The following is an 18,434-nucleotide window of genomic DNA, read 5'->3' as shown; positions in this document are numbered from 1 at the left end:
CGTCCGCGGAGTCATCCGACGGTGCGCCAGGGCCGGGTGGCGGCGGGCACTGTCGGTGGCCGCCCGTATTGTGTTCCTCCATGCACGCGCCCCAGCTTCCGCAACCGTCGTGGCCAGAGGCCTACCCCGACGGATACGCCGTCGTGGACGTCGAGACCACCGGCCTCGGCCGCGACGACCGGATAGTGTCCGCGGCCGTCTACCGGCTGGACGCGCACGGCGAGGTGCAGGACCACTGGTACACCCCCGTCAACCCGCAGCGGGACCCGGGCCCGGTGTGGATCCACGGCCTCACCTCGGAGATGCTCGCCGACGCCCCGCTCTTCGGCGAGGTCGCCGCCGAGCTGGCGGAACGGCTGTCGGACCGGGTGTTCGTCGCCCACAACGCGGTCTTCGACTGGTCCATGCTCGCCCGGGAGTTCGCGCGGGCCGGCACCGTGGCGCCCGTGCAGCACCGGCTGTGCACCATCGTGCTCTCCAAGGCGCTCGCGCTGCCGCTGGCCAACCACAAGCTGGAGTCCCTGGCCGCGCACTTCGGCGTCGTCCAGCAGCGCGCCCACCACGCGCTGGACGACGCACGCGTGCTGGCGGAGGTGTTCCGGCCCAGCCTGCGCCAGGCCGCGGCGGGCGGACTCCAGCTGCCGCTGCACGCCTGCCGCCCGCTGACGGAGTGGATCGACACGGCCGCCCCCGCGCAGTCGGCCGCCGCGGGCTACCGCAGCACGTACCGGCCGATGAGCTGGCGCCCCTCGCGGCGGCGCCCGGCCTGCCCCTACCCCAACCCGGGGCGGCTGGAGTCCGGGGGACCCCTCGTCCAGGGGATGCGGGTCGCCTTTTCGGGCGACACGAGCATCGACCGGGAGCTGCTGGAGGACCGCGCCACCGAGGCGGGGCTGCACGTGTCGTCCTCGGTGAGCCGGCTGACCAGCCTCCTGGTGACCAACGACCCCGACTCGCTCACCACGAAGGCCGTGCGGGCCCGGCAGCTCGGCACCCCGGTCGTCGACGAGCGCCGCTTCGCCCGGTTGCTGGGCGACGTCGCCCCCGCGCCGGACGTGCACGGCTGACGCCGCCGTTCGAGTGGTGCGCCCGCGACGCACCCGGTCACCGATTGCCGCACCAGGGCCCGGCCCGCACCCTGGGCCTCATGGCCCGATGCGAAGTATGCGGAAACGACTACGTGATGAGCTTCGAAGTGCACGCCCAAGGGGCCGTGCACGTCTTCGACAGCTTCGAGTGCGCCATCCACCGGATGGCGCCCATCTGCGAGCACTGCCGGGTGCGGATCGTCGGCCACGGGGTCGAGGTCGACGGCCACTGGTACTGCGGCGGTCACTGTTCGAAGGCGGAGGGCCGCAGCGGCATCGTCGACCGGGTCGGCTCGCTGCCCGGTGGCGGCTGACCGCGGCGCTGCCGGCGACCGACGGTCCCGGTGACGGCCGGTGACCCCGGCACGGCAACCGCCCGACCCCTCCGGAGAGCGCCCCGCGACCGAGTTGTACGGTCATGGGGTGTACCGCTTCCTGTTGTCCCGGCAGTGGGTGATCCTCACCCTCATCGCACTGCTCCTGATGCCCGTCATGGTCAAGCTGGGCTACTGGCAGTTGCACCGGCACGAGCGCCGGGTGGCCAGCAACCACCTGATCGCGGACAACCTGGAGGCGAAGCCCGTCCCCGTGGAGTCGCTGACCGCCCCCGGCACGGCCGTGCCGAAGCGGGAGGTCTACCGCACGGTCACCGCGACCGGGCACTACGACACCGCGCACGAGGTCGTCGCCCGCCAGCGCACCGCCGCCGACGGGGACAGCATCGGCTACCACGTGATCACCCCGCTGGTCCTGGCCGACGGCCGGTCGGTGCTGGTCAACCGGGGCTGGATCCCGGCCGGCACCGACCTGACGAGGGTCCCGAAGGTCCCGGCGGCCCCGTCGGGCGAGGTCACCGTCACCGGCCGGCTGCGCCCGGACGAGACCACGGCGGCGACCGGCATCCGGAACAAGGGCGGACTGCCCGACCGCATGATCATGCTGATCAACAGCACGCTGGTGGCCGAGGAGCTGCCCGCGTCGGAGCGGCCGGTCGGCGGCTACGTCGAGCTGACGACGACCTCCCCCAAGCCCTCGGGGCGGCAGCCCGAGCTGATCCCGGACCCCGACCACGGCAGCATCGGCATGCACATGGGGTATGCGATCCAGTGGTGGCTGTTCACCGCCATGGTGCCGGTCGGCTGGGTCATCCTCGTCCGCCGGGAGCGGCGGGAGCGGCTCGCCGCCCTCGACGCGGCTCCGGAGGAGACGGGCGGTACGGCGGAGCCTGCCGCCGCTGCGGTCGCGTCGCCTTAGCGCCAGGGGCACCCTCGTAGAGCGGGGACCCTCGTACGAGGGAGAGACGGAGGCCGACCGTGGCGGCACTGATCGAGGACTACGCGATCATCGGCGACCTGCAGACCGTCGCGCTGGTCTCCCGGAGCGGCTCCCTCGACTGGCTCTGCCTGCCGCGCTTCGACTCCCCCGCCTGCTTCGCCGCGCTGCTGGGCGACGAGGACAACGGCAACTGGCGGATCGCCCCGGCCTCGGCCTGGCGCGAGGAGCCCTGCACGAGCCGCGCCTACCGAGACGGCACCCTGGTGCTCGAGAGCGTGTGGGAGACGCGGGACGGCGCCGTCAAGGTGATCGACTTCATGCCGCAGCGCGACCGCGCCCCGGACGTGATGCGCATCGTCGAGGGCGTGCGCGGAAGCGTCGCGATGACCAGCGAGCTGCGGCTGCGCTTCGACTACGGGCGGGTCGTCCCCTGGGTGCGCCGCACCGACGGCCACCGCGTCGCCATCGCCGGGCCCGACTCGGTGTGGCTGCGCAGCGAACCCCAGGTGCCCATGTACGGCAAGGGCTTCGCGACGCACGCCGACTTCACCGTCGCCGAGGGCGAGCGGGTGGCCTTCGCCCTGACCTGGCACCCCTCCCACGAGAGCCGGCCCCGCCTGATCGACCCCGTCCGGGCGCTGGAGCAGAGCTGCGCCGACTGGGAGTCCTGGTCGGCCAAGTGCCGCTACGAAGGTCCCTGGCGGGACGCGGTGCTGCGCTCGCTGATCACCCTCAAGGCGCTCACGTACGCGCCCAGCGGCGGCATCGCCGCGGCGGCGACCTCCTCGCTGCCCGAGGAGATCCGCGGGGTGCGGAACTGGGACTACCGCTTCTGCTGGCTGCGCGACGCGACGCTCACCCTGAACGTGCTGGTGGAGACCGGCTACCTCAAGGAGGCCTACCACTGGCGTGACTGGCTGCTGCGTGCCGTCGCCGGCGACCCGGCCGACCTGCAGATCATGTACGGGCTGGCGGGCGAGCGCCGGCTGCCGGAGGAGGAACTGGACTGGCTGACGGGATACGAGGCGTCCCTGCCGGTGCGGACCGGCAACGCCGCGGCCAAGCAGCTCCAGCTCGACGTCTACGGCGAGGTCCTCGACTCGCTCTTCCTCGCCCGCAGCTTCGGACTGCGTGACGAACCGCACGCCTGGGCGGTGCAGCGCACGCTGATGGACTTCCTGGAGAGCAAGTGGCACGAGCCCGACGAGGGCCTGTGGGAGGTGCGGGGCGAACGGCGGAACTTCGTGCACTCCAAGGTGATGGCGTGGGTGGCGGCCGACCGGGCGGTGCGCACCCTGGAGAACCAGCCGCACCTGTCGGGCGACGCGGACTCCTGGCGGGCGATGCGCAGCGAGGTGCACCGCGAGGTGTGCCGCAAGGGCTTCGACCGGGAGCGCAACACCTTCACCCAGTACTACGGCTCCAAGGAGCTGGACGCGGCGACCCTGCTCATCCCGCAGGTGGGCTTCCTGCCCGTCACCGACAGCCGGGTGGTGGGCACGGTGGAGGCGGTGCGCCGCGAACTGGACCACGGCGGCTTCGTCCGGCGCTACACCCTGGAGGACAGCAGCGTGGACGGGCTGCCCGGCGGCGAAGGCGCCTTCCTGGCCTGCTCGTTCTGGCTCGCGGACGCGCTGCACCGGATCGGCCGCGTCGACGAGGCCCGCGAGCTGTTCGAACGGCTGCTGGGCCTGCGCAACGACGTCGGCCTGCTGGCGGAGGAGTGGGACCCGGTCGAGCGACGCCAGTTGGGCAACTTCCCGCAGGCGTTCAGCCACATCGGCCTGGTCAACACCGCGCTCACGCTGTCCGGTCGCGACGGAGGACGATGACGCATGGACCTCGGGTTGAAGGACAGGGTGTACGTCGTGACGGGCGCGACCCGCGGGCTGGGCCTCGCCGCCGCGCGGGAACTGGCGGCCGACGGTGCGCGGGTGGTCGTCGGCGGCCGCGGCGAGGCGTCGGTGGCCGGCGCCGTCGCGGCTCTGGGCGGCGCGGATCGGGCGACCGGCGTCGTCGCCGACAACGCCGAACCGCAGGCGCCGGAACGGCTGGTCGCCGCGGCCCGGCGGGCGTTCGGCAGGCTCGACGGCTTCCTCATCAGCGTGGGCGGTCCGCCCGCGGGCCACACCGACGTCATCGGGGACGACCAGTGGCGGGCCGCGTTCGAGTCCGTCTTCCTCGGTGCCGTACGGCTGTCCCGGGCGGCCGCCGACGAGCTCGGCGAGGGCGGCGTCATCGGTTTCGTGCTCTCCGGCTCGGTCTACGAGCCGATCCCCGGGCTCGCGGTCTCCAACGGGCTGCGGCCGGGCCTGGCGGGCTACGCCAAGAACCTCGCCAACGAGCTGGGGCCGCGCGGCATCCGCGTGGTGGGGCTGCTGCCCGCCCGGATCGACACCGACCGCGTGCGCGAGCTCGACGCCCGCACCGGCGACGCGGAGGCCGCCCGCGCCCGTCTCAGCGAGCGCATCCCGCTGCGCCGCTACGGCACCCCGGAGGAGTTCGGCCGTGCCGCGGCGTTCCTGCTGTCGCCCGCGGCGTCCTACCTGACGGGGATCATGCTCCCCGTGGACGGCGGGGCCCGGAGCGGCTTCTGAGCCCCGTCCCGGCGAGGACGCCGCACGGTGGCTGACGGCGGGCCTCGGCAGGAAGCGGGAGAAGGCCGGCGCTGACGCCCGCACGGACCCGCACCGCGGAGCCCCGTCCCGCCGCGGACGCCCGCCCCCGGGGCGGTCAGGTGACGCGGGCCGCGCGGTGGCTGACGGCGCGCAGGCGGGCCTCGGCGGGGAGCAGGGGGAGGCCGGCGCTGACGCGTGCGCTGTCGAGGACGGCGGAGTCGAGCGCGGCGAGGACGTCGCCGGGGACGGCGTGCGGGGACAGGGCGAGCTGGAGCCGGGCGCGGGGTGCGGTGGGCGTGCCCATGAGCGCGGTGGTGGCGTGCTCGACGCCGTGGAGCTGCTCGGCGTCGGCGGCGATGATCTCCTCCAGGGCTCGGCCGCGCAGCAGGACCAGGCCGTCCTCGTCGGCGTCCACCGCAAGCCGGCGCAACCTGCGGTCGCGCACCTGGGCGAGCAGCCACCACAGGGCGCACAGCAGACCCAGGGCCAGCACGCCGATCACCACCGGCCACCACCACGAGGTGCCCTCGTAGCGGGTCCGGTCGCCCTCGCTGAGCAGCACGTCGTCCCGTCCCGTGTACGGGCGGTGCAGCAGTCCCGTCGCGGAGCACAGCACGACGGCGCCGCCCAGCACCAGGAGCAGCCCGGTGAGGGCGAGGACGACCCGGTTGACAGTGGCGCGCACGGCGCCTCACCCCTCTCCGACACGGCGGACGTGCAGCGCGAGGCCGAGCGGCCGGGCCAGGCCCAGCTGCTCCACGGCCTGGTTCAGGGCCGCCACGAGGTCGGCGTGGACCGCCTCCGTCTCGCGGAAGGCGATCACGGCACGCACCGTCGCGGTGCGGCGGGTGACCGTGACACGCGCCGAGCGCACCCCGGAGACCTCCACCGCTCGGTCCCGCAGGGTGAGTTCGGCGGCGTGGCGGTCGAGTCCGGCCCGTACGGGCGCCGTTCCGGCGCGCATGGGGAGGACGTCGCGGAGCCCGGGGGTGACGGCGAGGACGAGCAGCCACAGCCCCAGCACGACCGCCACGCAGGCCCCGGCAAGGATCCACGGGTCGTCCAGCGGGCGGGTGGCCAGTTGCTCCGTGAGGGCCCGGCGCCAGGCCGTCCCGGGCCGTCCGGCGCGTACCGCGGCGATGTCGTAGAGCAGCAGCCCGGCCAGGAGGGCCAGGAGCCCGGCGGTGACCGCGGCCGGGAGCCGGCGCGGGGACCAGAAGCGCCGCGCGCGGGAGCGGCGCCGCGCCGGTGCGGGCGGCGGGGGCTCGGCCGGCGGGAGGGGCGCCGGGGCGGGTTCGTTCACCGGACCCTCGCCTCCTGCGCAAGGTGGACGGCCCGCGAGTGCAGGCGTTCGACCTCTACGGTCACCCCGAGGACCGCGACGCCCGTCAACTCCTGGACGCGGGACGTGACATGGCGGCTTACCGACCGGCACACCGCCGCGATGTCCACCGGGTAGCCGAGTTCGACGGAGAGCCGTACGTACACCTGCTCGCGGTGGACGGAGACGCCGGCCTGGGGGCGCGCGCCGCGCGGCACGTACTCCCGTCCGGGGGCGTCGGCGAGGGCCTCGCGGGCCGCCTGGGAGGCGATCTTCGCCAGCACGCGGTCGGCGAGGCGCAGCGAGCCGCGCTCCGCGGGGGCGTGTGGCGGTGAGGGGGGCGTCGGCGCCGGCACCGCGGCCGTCATCTTCGTGGCTCACCGCCTCCGGTCACGGCTGCGGAAGAACTCCCCGGGCTCCAGGTCGCCGTCGAGGAACCGGCCGACGACGAACCCGACGGCGCCGAGCGCCGCCACCAGCAGGAAGGCCGCGAACCCGCCGAAGAACCCGGCGAATCCGAGCGCCATCCCGACGATCAAGCCGAGCACGGCCATGCTCATCGTTCCGCTCCCTGTGTCCCACCCGGGGCCCGTCACTGGACCCGCTGCTCCTGGTCGTCGTCGTCCGTGTCCTCGGGGAGCTTGACGTCGCCCACCGCGATGTTGACCTCGATGACCTCCAGGCCGGTCATCCGTTCCACCGCCGCGATGACGTTCTCGCGCACCCCGTGCGCGACCGCCACGATGGAGACCCCGTAGTCGACGACGATGTCCAGGTCGAGGGCTGCCTGCACCTCGCCCACCTCGGCCCGCACCCCCCGGGTCACGGACCTGCCGCCCGGCACCCGGTCGCGGACCGCGCCGAAGCCGCGGGAGACGCCGGAGCCGAGGGCGTGCACGCCCTCCACGTCGCGCGCCGCGAGCCCGGCGATCTTCTCGACCACGCCGTCCGCGATGGTGGTGCGCCCGCGTGTCGCGGGATCCCCCAGGGGCGCGCGCCGCCCTGACGTGCCGTTTCCGGCCGGGCTGCTCCCCTTCTCCAGGGTCCGGCCCCCCTCCGCCTGCGGAGCGGTCTCGGTCATCGCACCTCTTCCCTTCGGGTTTCCGACGGCGGGAGCGGTACGGGCTGCTCCGTGCACCACACTATGTGGGCATGCCCCGTCGCGCCGTGAGGATGCAGCGATCAGGGACAGGATGGCGGCACGCGCGCACGCGCGCGGCGGAGGGAGACGAGGGCCGATGACCGCGGACCGGCTGGCTCGTGCGGTGCGCCGGCAGCTCGGGCACGGCCGGGTCCTCCCCCTGGGCGGGCCCGCGGACACGGCGTGGGTCACCGAGCGGGCGGCGGCCGGGATGCTGCGCGCGGCCGCCGAGGCGGTGCCCGGGATCCGCCTGGGCACACTGCGCGTCGGCACGGTGGACGGGCCGGACGGCCCGGACGGCGAACCGGGCGACGTGGCCGGGACGCTGCCGGAGTCGGCGCCCTCCGGGGCCCTGCCGAGGCGGCCGCTGCGCGTGGAGGCCCGCTTCGAGGCCACCCCGGAGCACCCGTTGCCGGAGTCGGCCGGGCGGCTGCGCGACGCACTGTGGCGGGCGGCCACCGAGGGCCTCGGGCTGGAACCGGAGGCGATCGACCTGGCGGTCACCGGGCTGCTCGACGGCGACGTCGGCCCGACGGGGCACCCCGCGCAGGCCGCCGAACCGCCGGAGGACACCGGCCCCCCGGAGGGCGCGGTGCCCGCCACCACCGCGGGCCGCGCCGCGATGCGGGTCCCCGGGGTCGCCGGGCTGACCTCACGGCTCGGCGGGCAGCGCCATCCGTCGCAGGTGCAGATCGCGGTGGCCGCGGGTCACCGCGCCCTGGACGTCGCGCGGGCGGTGGCCCTGGCGGTGACGGCCGTGACGCAGGACGTCACGACCGTCGTGGTCACCGACATCGCCGCAGGCTGAGCACGCCGCGGCCGGGCGCGGCACCCGGCTGTCCGGGGCCGTGCGGTGCCCGGCCGGCGGCGTGATCCTGTCGGCGACGGCCGGTCGGCCCACCGCCACCACGGCGGCGTGGTCGCAGCTGCTGCGCTGATCGCGGAGACACACGAGCGTCCCGGGCCCGCGCGTCGGCGGACTGGCGTCCCGGTCGCGAGGCCGGGCTCGCGGCGCGGTGCCCGCGCACCCGGATCCCGGAGTGCGCCGGCCCCGCGCTCGGGCGCCCCGGCGACGTACGACGCGCGAACCCGGCCGGGCGGCTACTCCCCCACGCCCGCCAGGTCCCGCAGGCGGCGGCCCTGGGCGGCGCGCTCGGCCACGCGCTGCTCCTCGTACGTACGGCCGGAGGCCTCGCGCAGCAGGGCCTTCGTCTCGATCACGGCGTCGCGGGGTGCGGCCAGCAGCGCGCCCGCCAGGTCCTTGACCGTGGCGTCCAGCTCGGCCGCGGGGACGGCGACGTTGGCCAGACCGGTGGCGCAGGCCTCCTCGGCGCCGACGTAGCGGCCCGTGGCGCAGATCTCCAGCGCCCGGGCGTAGCCGACCAGTTCGGTCAGCGGCTTGGTGCCGGCGAGGTCGGGGACCAGGCCCAGGCTGGTCTCGCGCATGGCGAACTGCACGTCGTCGGCGACGACGCGCAGGTCGCAGGCGAGGGCCAGCTGGAAGCCCGCCCCGATGGCATGCCCCTGGACCGCGGCGATGGTGACGAGGTCGTTCCGCCGCCACCAGGTGAAGGCCGACTGGTACTCGGCGATGGTCGCGTCGAGTTCGCCCTCGGGAGCGCGCGCGAGGTCGATGAACGACGGCTCGCCGTCGAAGCCCTCGGGCGTGAAGGCCTGCCGGTCCAGCCCCGCGGAGAAGGACACGCCCTCCGCGCGGAGCACGACGACCCTGACGCTGCCCGGGAGCAGCCGGCCGGCCTCGACCAGCGCCCGCCACAGGGCGGGCGACTGGGCGTTGCGCTTGGCCGCGTTGCACAGCGTGACGGTTGCGACGGAATCCTCCGTCACAAGTCGTACGCCGTCACGTTCCAGCAGCACAGTGGGGTCGGACATCGGGCACCTCCTGGCGATCCGCAGTCTGGATTACCGAAGAGTAACCACCCGGTCGGCCGTTCCCGCGACCGGGTGGTTCTGCCACGACTCCGAGCCGCTGCGCAAGGAGCCCGGCCGCGTCAGGCCGTGGAAACCTTCTTGCCCCGTGTCGCTCCGCCGCGACCGCGCAGGGTCACGCCGGACTCACTGAGCATCCGGTGGACGAAGCCGTACGAGCGGCCGGTCTCCTCGGCCAGCGCCCGGATGCTTGCTCCGCCGTCGTACTTCTTCTTGAGGTCTGCCGCGAGCTTTTCGCGCGCGGGGCCGGTCACCCGGCTGCCCTTCTTCAGAGTCTCGGCCACCCGTGCCTCCTCTAGGGAAGTGCGCTCTGTGACTCTCATGATCACCCCTAGGAGACTTCCTGGCCACCCATTCGGCAAGGTCCGTGCGACAACATTTGGCGCCCCGTTGACGCGAACACGCGGTGCCGGAGGGGTGGAATCCGGCATTCCGCACGACCTTCCCGGGCCGCTTCCCGAGCGCCGCGGAGAAAGAGCAGGTCATCCGGGCCGGTAAGGAGTTCTCCCATGTGACGCGGCTGATCCGCTCGTACGTCCGGTATTTCGCACGTTCCCGCGCCGGAGTACGAGCCCATCTCACACAGATGAAGGATCACCCGTCGGCCGAATGATCCAGTGGAGTGATCCACACGGATGATCGGCCGCGGGCCCCGGAAGGATCAGGCGAGCGCGACGAGGTCGGCGTAGTCCTGGCCCCAGAGGTCCTCGACGCCGTCGGGCAGGAGGATGATCCGCTCGGGCTGGAGGGCCTCCACCGCGCCCTCGTCGTGGGTGACGAGGACGACCGCGCCCGTGAAGGTGCGCAGCGCGCCGAGGATCTCCTCGCGGCTGGCCGGGTCGAGGTTGTTGGTGGGCTCGTCGAGCAGCAGCACGTTGGCGCTGGAGACGACGAGGGTGGCAAGGGCGAGCCGGGTCTTCTCGCCGCCGGACAGCACGCCTGCGGGCTTGTCGACGTCGTCCCCGGAGAAGAGGAACGAGCCGAGGATCTTGCGGACGGCGACCAGGTCCATGTCCGGGGCCGCGGAGCGCATGTTCTCCAGCACGGTGCGGTCGGCGTCGAGGGTCTCGTGCTCCTGGGCGTAGTAGCCGAGCTTGAGGCCGTGGCCGGGGACGACCGCACCGGTGTCCGGCTGCTCCACGCCCGCCAGCAGCCGCAGCAGCGTCGTCTTGCCGGCGCCGTTGAGGCCGAGGATGACCACCCGGGAGCCCTTGTCGATGGCCAGGTCGACGTCGGTGAAGATCTCCAGCGAGCCGTACGACTTGGACAGCCCCTCGGCCGTGAGCGGGGTCTTGCCGCACGGCGCGGGATCGGGGAAGCGCAGCTTGGCGACCTTGTCGGACTGCCGCACCGCTTCCAGGCCCGACAGCAGCTTGTCCGCGCGGCGCGCCATGTTCTGGGCGGCGACCGTCTTGGTGGCCTTGGCGCGCATCTTGTCGGCCTGGGCGTTGAGGGTCGCGGCCTTCTTCTCGGCGTTGGCGCGCTCGCGCTTGCGGCGCTTCTCGTCGGCCTCGCGCTGGGTGAGGTACTGCTTCCAGCCCATGTTGTAGACGTCGATCTGGGAGCGGTTGGCGTCCAGGTAGAAGACCTTGTTGACGACCGTCTCGACCAGGTTGATGTCGTGGGAGATGACGATGAAGCCGCCGCGGTAGGTCTTGAGGAAGTCTCGCAGCCACAGGATGGAGTCGGCGTCGAGGTGGTTGGTCGGCTCGTCGAGCAGCAGGGTGTCGGCGTCCGAGAAGAGGATGCGGGCCAGCTCGACGCGGCGGCGCTGACCGCCGGAGAGGGTGTGCAGCGGCTGGGCCAGGACGCGGTCGGGCAGGCCCAGGGCGGCGGCGATGGTGGCGGCCTCGGCCTCGGCGGCGTAGCCGCCCTTGGTGAGGAACTCGGTCTCCAGGCGCGCGTACTTCTTCATCGCGTTGTCGCGGGTGGCGCCCTTGCCGTTGGCCATCCGCTCCTCGTTCTCGCGCATCTTGCGCAGGACGGTGTCCAGGCCGCGGGCGGAGAGGATGCGGTCGCGGGCCAGGACGTCGAGGTCGCCGGTGCGCGGGTCCTGGGGCAGATAACCGACCTCACCGGAACGCGTCACGGTGCCGGCGGCGGGCAGGCCCTCGCCCGCGAGCACCTTGGTGAGGGTGGTCTTGCCGGCGCCGTTGCGGCCGACCAGGCCGACGCGGTCGCCGCGGGCGATGCGGAAGGAGGCGGACTCGATGAGGACGCGGGCTCCGGCGCGCAGCTCGATGCCGGTGGCAGTAATCACGGGAAGAAACTCCTGGGCGTGGCGGACGGCAGTCGGACGGGGGGTCGCGGTGGTCGCGGTCGGACGCCGTCTAATGCGTGCGGATCACTGCCATGCCTCCAGTCTACCGGGGGCGGCACGGGTGCCCGGCAAGCGGTTTTCGGCCGGTGGGCCGGGGCGGGCCCGGGGCGGGGGCCGCCCCACCGGCCGCGACGGGCCGGGAGGGACACGACGGCCGATAATCGGAGGTATGCAGTTCGACGACGACGCATCGCTCGACACGTCCCAGGTGGAGGACCAGCGGAGCGGCGGACGGTTCGGCGGCAGGCCGCGGGGCAAGGCGGTCGGTGGTGGTCTGATCGGGCTGATCGTCGTGGTGATCGGGCTGATCTTCGGCATCAGCCCCGACCAGCTGGGGCTCTCCTCGGATCCCCCGCGTCAGGCCCCGGGCACCACCTCGGGCTCGGACCTCGCCGAAGGCTGCCGCACCGGCGCGGACGCCAACGCGCGCCAGGAGTGCCGCATGGTCGCGGTGATCAACAACGTGCAGGCGTACTGGTCCTCGGAGTTCCGCAAGCGCGGCATGACCTACGAACCCGCGCCGACCGTCTTCTTCGACCAGCCGATCCGCACCGGGTGCGGGGTCGCGGACCCCGCGTCGGGGCCGTTCTACTGCCCCGTGGACCGCAAGGTCTACCTGGACCTCGACTTCTTCTCCACGCTGACCAGCCGCTTCGGCGCGGAGGGCGGGCCGTTCGCCGAGAGCTACGTCGTCGCGCACGAGTACGGGCACCACGTGCAGGACCTGGTGGGGACGCTGGGCAAGGCGCAGGACCGGCTCACCGGCCCGAGCAGCAACTCCGTGCGCGTGGAGCTGCAGGCCGACTGCTACGCGGGCGTGTGGGCGCACAACGCCACCCGGACCCTGGACGAGGACACGGGCGGCCCGATGATCAGCGCGCTCGACGAGGACGACATCCGGCGGGGGCTGGACGCGGCCGCGGCGGTCGGCGACGACGCGATCCAGTCCCGGGTGCAGGGCCGGGTGACCCCGGAGTCCTGGACACACGGCTCGTCGGCGCAGCGGCAGCAGTGGTTCACCACCGGGCTGGACAGCGGCGATCCCGGCGACTGCGACACGTTCGCGCGCTGACGGGTGACGGGTGACGGGTGGCCTGACCGGGTGCTTTGTCCGTGCGCGGGGCCATTGTCGGACCCCCCTGCCAGACTGTGATCCACGTCGCACAGGACGTCAGGTCCCGGAAGGGGAGAGTGATCGTCATGGCCCGCGAGGCAACCGCACCCACCGTCTGCCCGACGCTGCGCTTCAAGGACGCGAAGGCCGCCGTGGCCTTCCTCGTGGAGGCCTTCGGCTTCACCGAGATCGCGGTGCACGAGGGCGAGGACGGCGTGGTGGAGCACGCGGAACTCGCGTACGGCAACGGCGTGGTGATGCTCGGCAGCGAGCGGTCGGGCACCGCCTTCAGCCGGATCGCCGCGGGCCTGGGCGCCGCGTCGGTGTACGTCGTCGTGGAGGACGCCGACGCCCACCACGAGCGTGCCCTCGCCGCCGGGGCCGAGGTCGTACTGCCGCTCACCGACCAGGAGTACGGGTCGCGGGACTACACGGCCCGCGACCCGGAGGGCAACCTCTGGTCCTTCGGCACGTACGTGCCGCGGATACCGGGGTAGCCCCGGTCACTCTCCCCCGGTGTGCACCTGGAAGGCGGCCCGGCGGATCATCTTGGACAGCGCCGGGTCGGGGTGCGCGGCGGCGAGGGCGACCAGCACCTGGACGGTGCGGGGGTGGCCGGCGTGGCGCAGCTCCTCCAGCAGACGGGTGACGGAGCCCTGGACGGCCGTCTCGAGGTGGCTCACCAGCAGGTGGCTCTCGCCGTGGTCGGCGACGGCCGCGGCGGTGTCGACCCAGAGCCAGGTGGACTCCTCGCGGGTGAGCAGCGCGGCGACGTCCTCGGGGTCCGCCCCCTCGTGCTCGGCGAGCCACAGCAGCGCGTAGGGCCGCAGGCCGGCCTCGTCGACGACGGCGCGGACGGACGGCTCCGCGGGGCCGCCGACGACGCGCAGCGCCTCGAAGGCCAGGGCGCGCAGCAGTGCGTCGTCACCGCGGGCCACGTCCAGGAACTCGCCCACCGCCTGGGCCACCGGGCGGGCGGCCAGCCAGGCCTTGTACTCGTCGCGGGCGGCGCCGGGCGGCATCCCGATGCAGGCCTTGAGCATCTCCTCGGCGGAGTGCTCGAAGTGCCCGGCGGGGCCCTGCGCGGCCACGCAGATCTGCTCCAGCTTCACCCACACCGCCCAGCTGCCGAGCGCGGTGATGGTGACCTCGCCGGGGCGGGCCGGGTCACGGGGCCGGAGGGCGCCGACGCGGGCGAGCGCGTCCAGCGTCCAGTCCAGCAGCGCGGGCAGCTCGTCGCGGCCCCCGCCGGCCGGGGGCTCGTGGCGCTCCGCGCGTAGCTCGGCCACACGCTGCCGCAACAGGTCCAGCAGTACGGCCACGGCGACCGGACCGGAGGAGAGGTGGAGCAGGGAGAGCAGCTGCGGAGCGGCCTCGACGACCTCGGCGACGAGCGAGGGGTCGGCGTCGGCGCACTCCGGCTCGAGCGCCGCGGGGTGCGCCAGCGACCAGGCGTCGAAGAGCGCGACCCAGCCGCGCAGCACGGCGGTGTCGTCGCGGTCCCAGGCGCGCAGTCGCCAGCCGGGCCGGGCGGCGCCTCCTTTGTGCAGCTCGATCAGGCCGGTCAGCCGGGCCCGGTCCCAGGCGGCGCGCACCTTCCGCTCCGTCAGGCCCAGGGCGGCGACGGCCCGCAGCACGTCGGGGTCCCGTAGTATCCCGGCGGTCCCGGGGGCGGCGGCGCCGGTCTCCGCCTCGGCCCAGCGGGCCAGCCGTACGGCGTCCGAGAGTTCGGTGCGCGCCCTGCGGGCGAGCTCGGGCAGTGCCGGGATTCCCTCCGGCGGCCGCGGCGGGCGGCTTCGCCGCGTGGTGGCGGCACGGCGCGCGGTGGCGAGTGGCCTGCGCGGGACAAGACGCAGCGGAGTGTCTCGCGGGATACGGGACGTCACGGGAGCAGTCTTGCGGGTGAGCACCCGGAAACCCAAACGAGCGTCCCCGTAGCGTGATGGACGGCGCCCGAATTGGGGGGAGAGATGCGCTTTTGTCGAGACATAAGGACCAGGTAGGGAAGGCCTCAGAGGAGGGGGGTGAGGAAGCGCCGGAGGGCCTCCTCGTATGTTGAGGGGTTCGCGTTCCACATGGCCGCGTGCGAGGCGCCGCTGACGGCGTGCAGCGTGACCAGGTCCGGGCGCTCCCGGGCCAGTTGGCGGGACGGACCCCACGGGGCGAGCGAGTCGTCGGGCCCGTGGAAGACGAGCGCGGGCACGTCCAGCCGTTCCGGGTGGGCGGCCTCGGCGATCCGCTCCGCGTGCAGGCCCGTGCGGCCCTCGGTGGCGCGCACGCCCAGCGGCAGCAGCGCCCGGGGCGCGCCCCGCGCGGTGGCGGCGGCTCGGACCGTGTCCTGCCAGTCGAGCACCGGGGAGTCCAGGACCATCCCGGACACCAGGGCGCGCAGCGGGGAGTGGCAGGCGGCCCGGAGCGCCATCGTCGCCCCGGTCGACCAGCCGTGCAGCACCAGCCGGCGCGCGCCGTGCCGGACCGCGTAGCGCATCGCCGCGTCGAGGTCGCGCCATTCGGAGTCGCCGAGGTGGCCGATGCCGTCCCAGGAGGGGGGCGCCCCGGCGTCGTTGCGGTAGGAGAACGCCAGGACGGGCAGCCGCAGTTTGGCAAGGAACGCCATGAGGTTCATGCCGAGCTCGCGGGAGGTGCCGAGGCCGTGCGCGAGCACCACCCAGGTGTCACGGGCGCCGGGCACGAACCAGGCAGGCAGCAGGCCGAGTTCGGCGGGGATCTCGGCGTCCCGGTACTCCAGGCCGAGGGCTGAGCCCGGGGTGCCGATGTGCACCTGCGGGGTGAGCCGGACCTGGTCACCCGGCGCGACGCCGCCGCGGTTGATGCGCACCAGACGGCGGGTCACCGAGTCGGGGGCCGTGGAGAGCACTTCGCCGACGGTGACGTGCACCCCGGCGGCGATCAGGCCGTGCACACCGCGCCGGGCCGTGCCGAGGGTCCGGGTGAGGGTGATGTCCCGCCCGGTCACGGCGTGGACGGTGAGCGGGTCCGGGTCGATGCCGTAGGCGGTCGGCCGCAGGGCAAGCTCGGAGACGTGCCGCCCGGCCGCCACGGCGGCCGCCCCGGCACCGAACGCTGTCGTGGCGGCGAGGGCCGCCGCGGTGGTGAGGCGCATCCCCTCCAGTGTCCGCGCGCGCACCCGGGGCGGCCAGTGGGCGGGACCGTCCGGGCTCAGTCGCGCTCGTCCTCGTGGGCCTCGCGGGGCCGCGGGACGTCGGCGCGGGCGGCCCGGTGCCCGGCGCGCTCCCCCCGGGCCTCGTGGGCGTCGTGCTCGTCCTGGAGCTCGTACGCGTCGCCGGCCCCGCGGACCCCGTGCCCCTCGGGCTCCTCCGCCGCCTCGTCCCCGGGCTGGCCGTACTGGCGCAGCCGCTCGGCGACGCGGGCGAGTTCGCGCTTGGAGAGCAGCGACGGCGAGAACCCGGCCACCGAGCGGGCGGCGAGCCAGACCTGGCACATCCACTCCAGCTGGGCGGTGCGGTCGTAGGCCTGCTCGAGGTCGTCGCCGTAGACGATGGTGCCGTGGTTGCGCAGCAGGCAGCCCGTACGGTCGCGGAGCGCGCGCAGGACGTTGGCGGCCAGTTCCTCGCTGCCGTAGGTCGCGTAGTCGGCGACGCGTATCCGGCCACCCAGCGCCGCGGCCATGTAGTGGATGGCGGGCAGTTCGTAGAGGAGCGTGGAGACGGCGGTGGCGTGCACGGCGTGGGTGTGCACGACGGCGCCCGCGTCGGTGTGGCGGTAGATAGCCAGGTGCATCGCCAGCTCGCTGGTCGGGCGCAGCGCGCCGAGCACCTGCTTGCCGTCCAGGGCGACCCCGACCGTGTCCTCCGGGCCGAGGCGGTGGTACGGCACCCCGCTGGGGGTGACGAGCACGAGGTCGTCGCCCACCCGCACCGAGACGTTGCCGGAGGTGCCGACCACGAGGCCGTCGTCGACGGAGCGGCGGGCCGTGTCCACCAGCTCCGTCCAGGCCCGCGCCACCGTGTTCCGCACCGACATCCGTGCCACCTCCGAGCGCTGATCCTGACAGGTTGGCCGTTGCCGCCCGCTCTCGGGGCACAGTAACGTCCCGGCACACCCTTACGGACCGATCACGCATACGAATTGCAGGGGCACCATGACCACCGTCAACGGCGGCATCTCCTTCTGGTACGCGAAGTCAGGGCTCCCGGTGCCGCGTGAGCCGCTGCCCGGGGACACCACGGCCGACGTGTGCATCGTCGGGGGCGGCTACACGGGGCTGTGGACCGCCTACTACCTGAAGAAGGCCGTGCCCTTCCTGCGGATCGTCGTCCTGGAGCAGCGCTTCTGCGGCTACGGCGCCTCCGGACGCAACGGCGGCTGGCTGTACAACGGCATCGCCGGCCGCGACCGCTACGCCGCGCTCCACGGCCGTGAGGCCGCCGTGGCCTTGCAGCGCGCGATGAACGGGACCGTGGACGAGGTGATCCGGGTCGCCGCCGAGGAGGGCATCGACGCGGACGTCCACAAGGGCGGGGTGCTGGAGGTCGCCCACTCCCCCGCTCAGTTGGCCCGGCTCAGGGCCTTCCACGAGACCGAGGTCGCCTTCGGCGAGAAGGACCGCGTGCTGCTGGGTGCCGCCGAGTCCGCCGCGCGGATCCGGGTCGCCGGGACGGCCGGCGGCACCTGGACGCCGCACGGGGCGCGCGTCCACCCCGTGAAGCTGGTGCAGGGGCTGGCCCGGACGGTGGAGGCGCTCGGCGTCGTCGTCCACGAGTCGACCCCGGTGACCGAGATCCGGCCGAAGCACGCGGTCACGCCGTTCGGGACCGTGCGCGCCCCCTACGTGCTGCGCTGCACGGAGGGCTTCACCGCCTCCATCAAGGGCCAGAAGCGGGCGTGGCTGCCGATGAACTCGTCGATGATCGTGACGGAGCCGCTGCCCGCGGAGGTCTGGGACACCATCGGCTGGGAGGGCCGGGAGGCGCTCGGCGACATGGCGCACGCGTACATGTACGCGCAGCGCACCGCCGACGACCGGATCGCCATCGGCGGCCGGGGGGTGCCGTACCGCTTCGGTTCGCGCACGGACAACGACGGCCGCACACAAGCGGCGACGGTGGAGGCGCTGCGCGAGATCCTGGTGCGCTTCTTCCCGGCGACGGGACGGGTGGCGGTCGACCACGCCTGGTCCGGCGTGCTCGGCGTGCCGCGCGACTGGTGCGCGACCGTCGAACTGGACCGCTCGACGGGCCTCGGCTGGGCGGGCGGCTACGTCGGCAGCGGCGTCGCGACGGCGAACCTCGCGGCGCGGACGCTGCGGGACCTCGTCCAGCTGGACTCCGGCCAGGCGCACGGCACGGAGCTGACGGCCCTGCCCTGGGTGCACCACCGCGTGCGCCGCTGGGAGCCCGAACCCTTCCGGTGGATCGGGGTGCACGGGCTGTACGCGGCCTACCGCGGCGCCGACCGCCGCGAGCAGGCCGGACGCAGCGCGGAGACCGACCGGGTGGCGCGTATCGCGGACCGCATCTCGGGCCGCCACTAACTGATCGTTTCAGAATGACGTGCGGAGTCGTCGCAGGCAGATGATGCTGCAGGCGAGTTCCAGGAGGCCCTGGTGGAGGTCGGCGCGGCGTT

19 protein-coding genes and 1 pseudogene are annotated in these 18,434 nt (G+C 74.0%); 9 read left to right on the top strand and 11 right to left on the bottom strand.

Annotated elements, in window-relative coordinates; genetic code table 11:
- The first annotated feature begins 80 nt into the window (after nucleotides 1-80).
- The 5 genes from ACFZAU_RS38940 to ACFZAU_RS38920 all read left to right on the top strand — a co-directional run bounded on the left by ACFZAU_RS38940 (nucleotide 81) and on the right by ACFZAU_RS38920 (nucleotide 4,960).
- Nucleotides 81-1,067 carry a DEDDh family exonuclease gene (locus ACFZAU_RS38940; protein WP_500463646.1) on the top strand — a complete coding sequence of 329 codons (987 nt, stop codon included), beginning with the start codon at nucleotides 81-83 and terminating at the stop codon, nucleotides 1,065-1,067.
- Nucleotides 1,068-1,147: 80 nt separating this feature from the next.
- On the top strand, nucleotides 1,148-1,402 hold the full coding sequence (locus ACFZAU_RS38935) for a metallothionein (protein WP_431963558.1): 255 nt from the start codon (nucleotides 1,148-1,150) through the stop codon (nucleotides 1,400-1,402).
- A 109-nt stretch (nucleotides 1,403-1,511) separates the two neighbouring features.
- A complete protein-coding gene (locus tag ACFZAU_RS38930; RefSeq protein WP_500556138.1) occupies nucleotides 1,512-2,342 on the top strand; it encodes an SURF1 family cytochrome oxidase biogenesis protein in 831 nt (276 codons plus the stop codon).
- Nucleotides 2,343-2,401: 59 nt separating this feature from the next.
- Nucleotides 2,402-4,195: a glycoside hydrolase family 15 protein gene (locus tag ACFZAU_RS38925; protein ID WP_500556137.1), complete on the top strand. Its 1,794-nt coding sequence runs from the start codon at nucleotides 2,402-2,404 to the stop codon at nucleotides 4,193-4,195.
- A gap of 3 nt (nucleotides 4,196-4,198) precedes the next feature.
- Nucleotides 4,199-4,960: an SDR family oxidoreductase gene (locus tag ACFZAU_RS38920; RefSeq protein WP_500556136.1), complete on the top strand. Its 762-nt coding sequence runs from the start codon at nucleotides 4,199-4,201 to the stop codon at nucleotides 4,958-4,960.
- 136 nt (nucleotides 4,961-5,096) lie between these two features.
- Here the strand turns inward: ACFZAU_RS38920 and ACFZAU_RS38915 are convergent, their stop codons facing one another.
- The 5 genes from ACFZAU_RS38915 to ACFZAU_RS38895 are packed head-to-tail and all read right to left on the bottom strand — an operon-like array spanning nucleotide 5,097 to nucleotide 7,383.
- Complete coding sequence (locus tag ACFZAU_RS38915) at nucleotides 5,097-5,666, bottom strand: alkaline shock response membrane anchor protein AmaP (protein ID WP_500556135.1); 570 nt, start codon at nucleotides 5,664-5,666, stop codon at nucleotides 5,097-5,099.
- Between the two features lie 6 nt (nucleotides 5,667-5,672).
- The gene (locus ACFZAU_RS38910; protein ID WP_500556134.1) at nucleotides 5,673-6,284 is read right to left on the bottom strand and encodes a DUF6286 domain-containing protein; all 612 of its coding nucleotides are present in this window, start codon (nucleotides 6,282-6,284) and stop codon (nucleotides 5,673-5,675) included.
- Nucleotides 6,281-6,670: an Asp23/Gls24 family envelope stress response protein gene (locus ACFZAU_RS38905; protein WP_500556133.1), complete on the bottom strand. Its 390-nt coding sequence runs from the start codon at nucleotides 6,668-6,670 to the stop codon at nucleotides 6,281-6,283. The genes ACFZAU_RS38910 and ACFZAU_RS38905 overlap by 4 nt, the downstream gene beginning before the upstream one ends.
- Nucleotides 6,671-6,679: 9 nt before the next feature.
- Nucleotides 6,680-6,862, bottom strand: a complete 183-nt coding sequence (locus ACFZAU_RS38900) for a hypothetical protein (RefSeq protein WP_499606216.1) — start codon at nucleotides 6,860-6,862, stop codon at nucleotides 6,680-6,682.
- Between the two features lie 32 nt (nucleotides 6,863-6,894).
- Entirely contained in the window at nucleotides 6,895-7,383 is a 489-nt protein-coding gene (locus tag ACFZAU_RS38895; protein ID WP_499606215.1) for an Asp23/Gls24 family envelope stress response protein, read from the bottom strand.
- A gap of 157 nt (nucleotides 7,384-7,540) precedes the next feature.
- Between ACFZAU_RS38895 and ACFZAU_RS38890 the strand changes: the two genes are divergently transcribed.
- The gene (locus ACFZAU_RS38890; RefSeq protein WP_500556132.1) at nucleotides 7,541-8,251 is read left to right on the top strand and encodes a hypothetical protein; all 711 of its coding nucleotides are present in this window, start codon (nucleotides 7,541-7,543) and stop codon (nucleotides 8,249-8,251) included.
- Between the two features lie 293 nt (nucleotides 8,252-8,544).
- Here the strand turns inward: ACFZAU_RS38890 and ACFZAU_RS38885 are convergent, their stop codons facing one another.
- The 3 genes from ACFZAU_RS38885 to ACFZAU_RS38875 form a co-directional block, all read right to left on the bottom strand.
- Entirely contained in the window at nucleotides 8,545-9,336 is a 792-nt protein-coding gene (locus ACFZAU_RS38885) for an enoyl-CoA hydratase/isomerase family protein (RefSeq protein WP_500463638.1), read from the bottom strand.
- A 119-nt stretch (nucleotides 9,337-9,455) separates the two neighbouring features.
- Nucleotides 9,456-9,677 (bottom strand): helix-turn-helix domain-containing protein, encoded by a 222-nt coding sequence (locus ACFZAU_RS38880; protein WP_499606212.1) that lies wholly within the window; start codon nucleotides 9,675-9,677, stop codon nucleotides 9,456-9,458.
- Between the two features lie 377 nt (nucleotides 9,678-10,054).
- Nucleotides 10,055-11,653: an ABC-F family ATP-binding cassette domain-containing protein gene (locus ACFZAU_RS38875; RefSeq protein ID WP_500463637.1), complete on the bottom strand. Its 1,599-nt coding sequence runs from the start codon at nucleotides 11,651-11,653 to the stop codon at nucleotides 10,055-10,057.
- Between the two features lie 229 nt (nucleotides 11,654-11,882).
- On the opposite strand from ACFZAU_RS38875, the gene ypfJ reads away from it, so the two are divergent.
- Both ypfJ and ACFZAU_RS38865 read left to right on the top strand, forming a co-directional pair.
- Entirely contained in the window at nucleotides 11,883-12,785 is a 903-nt protein-coding gene (gene ypfJ, locus ACFZAU_RS38870) for a KPN_02809 family neutral zinc metallopeptidase (RefSeq protein ID WP_500556131.1), read from the top strand.
- A gap of 128 nt (nucleotides 12,786-12,913) precedes the next feature.
- The gene (locus ACFZAU_RS38865; RefSeq protein ID WP_500556130.1) at nucleotides 12,914-13,324 is read left to right on the top strand and encodes a VOC family protein; all 411 of its coding nucleotides are present in this window, start codon (nucleotides 12,914-12,916) and stop codon (nucleotides 13,322-13,324) included.
- 6 nt (nucleotides 13,325-13,330) lie between these two features.
- On the opposite strand, the gene ACFZAU_RS38860 is transcribed toward ACFZAU_RS38865, so the two are convergent.
- The 3 genes and pseudogenes from ACFZAU_RS38860 to ACFZAU_RS38850 form a co-directional block, all read right to left on the bottom strand.
- Nucleotides 13,331-14,713 carry a hypothetical protein gene (locus ACFZAU_RS38860; protein ID WP_499606208.1) on the bottom strand — a complete coding sequence of 461 codons (1,383 nt, stop codon included), beginning with the start codon at nucleotides 14,711-14,713 and terminating at the stop codon, nucleotides 13,331-13,333.
- A gap of 125 nt (nucleotides 14,714-14,838) precedes the next feature.
- Complete coding sequence (locus tag ACFZAU_RS38855; RefSeq protein WP_500556129.1) at nucleotides 14,839-15,951, bottom strand: alpha/beta hydrolase; 1,113 nt, start codon at nucleotides 15,949-15,951, stop codon at nucleotides 14,839-14,841.
- Between the two features lie 230 nt (nucleotides 15,952-16,181).
- A pseudogene (locus ACFZAU_RS38850) lies at nucleotides 16,182-16,832 on the bottom strand (class II aldolase/adducin family protein); the annotation flags it as partial.
- Between the two features lie 118 nt (nucleotides 16,833-16,950).
- On the opposite strand from ACFZAU_RS38850, the gene ACFZAU_RS38845 reads away from it, so the two are divergent.
- Nucleotides 16,951-18,342 carry an NAD(P)/FAD-dependent oxidoreductase gene (locus tag ACFZAU_RS38845; RefSeq protein WP_500556128.1) on the top strand — a complete coding sequence of 464 codons (1,392 nt, stop codon included), beginning with the start codon at nucleotides 16,951-16,953 and terminating at the stop codon, nucleotides 18,340-18,342.
- The last annotated feature ends 92 nt before the right edge of the window (nucleotides 18,343-18,434 follow it).

It is taken from the genome of Streptomyces sp. NPDC008238, assembly GCF_042956445.1.
Classification (GTDB): domain Bacteria; phylum Actinomycetota; class Actinomycetes; order Streptomycetales; family Streptomycetaceae; genus Actinacidiphila.
Note: the sequence above shows the minus strand (reverse complement) of the source record. Positions and strands in the feature narration are given on the sequence as shown.

Excerpts from the sequence above, each read along its gene's own strand:
- ACFZAU_RS38940 (WP_500463646.1), top strand. The coding sequence starts at position 81 with ATGCACGCGCCCCAGCTTCCGCAACCGTCGTGGCCAGAGGCCTACCCC.
- ACFZAU_RS38935 (WP_431963558.1), top strand. The coding sequence starts at position 1,148 with ATGGCCCGATGCGAAGTATGCGGAAACGACTACGTGATGAGCTTCGAA.
- ACFZAU_RS38920 (WP_500556136.1), top strand. The coding sequence starts at position 4,199 with ATGGACCTCGGGTTGAAGGACAGGGTGTACGTCGTGACGGGCGCGACC.
- ACFZAU_RS38905 (WP_500556133.1), bottom strand. The coding sequence starts at position 6,670 with ATGACGGCCGCGGTGCCGGCGCCGACGCCCCCCTCACCGCCACACGCC.
- ACFZAU_RS38900 (WP_499606216.1), bottom strand. The coding sequence starts at position 6,862 with ATGAGCATGGCCGTGCTCGGCTTGATCGTCGGGATGGCGCTCGGATTC.
- ACFZAU_RS38895 (WP_499606215.1), bottom strand. The coding sequence starts at position 7,383 with ATGACCGAGACCGCTCCGCAGGCGGAGGGGGGCCGGACCCTGGAGAAG.
- ACFZAU_RS38890 (WP_500556132.1), top strand. The coding sequence starts at position 7,541 with ATGACCGCGGACCGGCTGGCTCGTGCGGTGCGCCGGCAGCTCGGGCAC.
- ACFZAU_RS38885 (WP_500463638.1), bottom strand. The coding sequence starts at position 9,336 with ATGTCCGACCCCACTGTGCTGCTGGAACGTGACGGCGTACGACTTGTG.
- ypfJ (WP_500556131.1), top strand. The coding sequence starts at position 11,883 with ATGCAGTTCGACGACGACGCATCGCTCGACACGTCCCAGGTGGAGGAC.
- ACFZAU_RS38865 (WP_500556130.1), top strand. The coding sequence starts at position 12,914 with ATGGCCCGCGAGGCAACCGCACCCACCGTCTGCCCGACGCTGCGCTTC.
- ACFZAU_RS38855 (WP_500556129.1), bottom strand. The coding sequence starts at position 15,951 with ATGCGCCTCACCACCGCGGCGGCCCTCGCCGCCACGACAGCGTTCGGT.
- ACFZAU_RS38845 (WP_500556128.1), top strand. The coding sequence starts at position 16,951 with ATGACCACCGTCAACGGCGGCATCTCCTTCTGGTACGCGAAGTCAGGG.